This window comes from candidate division KSB1 bacterium, from assembly GCA_022562085.1.
Classification (GTDB): Bacteria; Zhuqueibacterota; Zhuqueibacteria; order Oceanimicrobiales; family Oceanimicrobiaceae; genus Oceanimicrobium.
Window position 1 is genome coordinate 6,366 of sequence record JADFPY010000163.1, and the last position, 3,143, is coordinate 9,508.

The following is a 3,143-nucleotide window of genomic DNA, read 5'->3' on the forward strand; positions in this document are numbered from 1 at the left end:
AAAGCGGCTTTTGAAATTGCGCCATTTGCCTCTGCGAGATTTGCGCCTATTGAAGTACCGCTTCTCAATAATTGCTTCGATAAAACAAACTCCTTTTACTCTTTAGTGAGAAACTGATAAGATTTCACAATTCTCACTGCAAATTGGTAAGACTTCTCATATGCTACGTTTTTCTTAGTCATTTTTTTCAAATCATTTGTTCATTGCTAATTGTTCATTGTAAATTGAATAATACTTTCAACAACTATGCCAAATTTGTTTTTTTGAGGCTTAGGAAAGATTAGTTCTATTGAGGCAAATGAAAGTATCCGCTGGCATTACAGAGGATGTCCGCCAGCGGACGGATAGGGCGTTAGTTTGGCTCAAAAAGATATCTTCAAGGTGCAACTGAGTTCTGCAGGTCAAAATGTGTCAGGACCTTTTTGAGAATTCCATAAATGTTATTTTGGCTTTCGACCCAATTAGCTCACATGTTCTTCCGGAACGGATACTCATCCGTTATTAGACTAAGCGGCAAAGTCGTAATTTTGTCATCCAACGAAAACGCCTGGTCGCCGGGATAAATGACCCACAAATGCTCAAGCTCCAAATCCTGAACAGCGCTCTGCATGGATTTAGTGCGTCGTGGGGCGTCCATAAATTTGAATTCAACACCCCAATTCTTTCCGGATTTCTGCCAGAACAGATCAACCTCGGCACCTTCATGTGTTCTCCAAAAATAGATTGGATGACCGTCTTTTTGGATTATTCTGGCAACGCATTCCATGGCGAATCCCTCCCATGAGGCGCCAAGTTTCGGGTGTGACAACACGACGGAGTGTTCGAGAAGGAACGGTCTTTCGGAATATGGCCAAAGATCTATATCAGAGCAACCAAATCCTGGGGCCGCGGCAAATCCGACCTCCTCATTTAATTTTCTGTCGCCAGCGTTCAGCAATCATCTCAAAGCTTTTTAGCTTTCAGACGTCAATTGTTAGCTATTTGCTCAAAATTTTAAAACTGAAGGCTAAAAGCTGACGGCTATTCATGCCGCAATGCATCAACCGGATTGACTAAGGCTGCTTTCATTGCCTGATAGCTTATGGTTAAGAGCGCAATCACCAGAGCCAACATACCCGACAAAACAAAAGTCAGTAATTTAAGTTCTATCTTGTATACAAACTCCTGTAACCATTGCTCCATGAGATAGTAAGCGATCGGCCCTGCGATAATAAAAGCAATCCCAACAAGCATAACCAGTTCTTTTGAAAGCATCATAATAATCTTCGACACGGATGCACCGAGGACCTTGCGAATACCAATTTCTTTGGTGCGTTGTTCAGCAGTATACGAGGCCAAACCGAACAATCCTAAGCAGCCAACAAAAATGGCAAGAACTGAGAAATAGTTGAACATCTCGCCCATTTTCTGTTCTTTTTGATACATCTGCTCAAAATACTCGTCCAGGAAGGTATATACAAATGGACGGTGTGGCAAGATTTCCTGCCATTTTTCCGCTAAGAACGCCAGAGCTTCAGAAACGTTCTGGGGATGCACTCTCACAGCAATATTATCCAGATAGTAGGCCTGTGGAGAAACGAGCAAAACCAGAGGTGCAATTTTGTAGTGTAAGGACCTATAATGAAAGTCCTTGACGATGCCAATGACCCTGCCTTTTTTATCTTGCCCCGAGTCCACAGCATGCATCGAGATTCGCTTGTTCAAAGGCAAGTCCCAACCCAGCGTAGCCGCAGCTGTCTCGTTCAAGATAAAGGATCCGCTTGTATCAGCAGTAAACGTTTTTGCGAAATCTCGACCTTCAATAATTTCCATTTGAAAAGTACGAATGAAGTCATGATCCACCAACATGTTATGAAAATTTATATCCGAATCCTCAGAGAAGCCCTCGGCTTTAATAGGAAAACTGACGTTTCGTTCAATACCCGGAATAGTAGAGGTAGCGGTCACTCCTAAAATGTTGGTGTTCTCTATTAACCTATTTTTGAATGCCGCAAGATTGTTCTGAAGGGCATCATCCCGGACGGGGATCACTAAGATTTGGTCTTTGCCAAATCCAGGATTTCTATTTTTAATATAAGACAGTTGGTCTTTTATAACCGTAGCAATTATGATCAAGCCAATGGAAATCGCAAATTGTAGGACAACCAGGATGGAACGAAAGCGTAGATGGCCAGCACCCGTCTTGCCAGTGAAAGCATTACCTTGCAGAGCCTTAACGGGGCGAAATTTGGAAAGGAACATAGCGGGGTAACTCCCTGACAGCAGTCCAACAAAAAAAGTCAAAGTCACGAATCCCAGCAAAACCCGCCAATTCTCCAGGTACTTGATGTCGAGCTGTTTGTTAACGAACTGATTGAAGTAAGGCAATACGAATTCAACAATACCAATGGCCAAAATGAATGACAAAAAAGCGTAAAACATGGCCTCACCGAGAAACTGATTGACCAGTTGAGATCTCTGTGCGCCAATCACTTTCCGTAGCCCGATCTCTTTAGCACGATTTACGGATCGCGCCGTAGCCAGGTTCATAAAATTAATACAAGCGATTAACAAGATAAAGAATGCAATGGTCAAAAAAATGTACACGTAGGCAATATTGCCGGTTGGCTCTATTTCGGACTCGAGATTGGAATGCAAACGTATATCGGTAAGTGGCTGAAGATATAGTTTTCGTTTCTGTGGTGCCCAGCTTCCGATGTGTTTAGCTATGAAATTCGGGAACTGGCTTTCTATGGTGTCCAAAGAATAATTCGGCGGCAGCAGAACATAAGTATAGGTCTCCGGCCAAAACCAGGATCTAAGTGTCCACCCCTTGATGTTTTGAAGGCTTGTAATCGGAGCCAGGAAATCAAAATGAAAATGAGAATTGGCAGGAAGATCTTCGAGCACGCCTGAAATTTTGAAGTCGTATTTGCCTTCTACTCTGAGAATTTGGCCGAGAGGATTGTCCTGGCCAAAGTATTTTTGTGCAGTCTCTTCTGTAAGAACAAGACCATCAGGTGAGTCCAGAACTGTTTTTGGGTTGCCATGTTTCAGCGTAAAAGAGAAGACTTCAAAAAACGTTGAATCTACAAATACAAATTTGTCTTCTTGAAATCGGTTTTCTGCATTACGTTCTACTGCGAAACTAAGTGGCAATACCC

The 3,143-nt window shown here is 42.6% G+C and carries 2 protein-coding genes and 1 pseudogene; all 3 read right to left on the minus strand.

The annotated features are described in order from the left end of the window. A pseudogene (locus tag IH879_13600) lies at positions 1-182 on the minus strand (four helix bundle protein). Positions 183-466: 284 nt separating this feature from the next. Beyond that, positions 467-937 (minus strand): DUF4143 domain-containing protein, encoded by a 471-nt coding sequence (locus tag IH879_13605; protein MCH7675971.1) that lies wholly within the window; start codon positions 935-937, stop codon positions 467-469. Positions 938-1,020: 83 nt separating this feature from the next. Continuing rightward, positions 1,021-3,143, minus strand: a 2,123-nt coding sequence (locus tag IH879_13610; protein MCH7675972.1) for an ABC transporter permease, incomplete at its 5' end; no start/stop codon positions are given.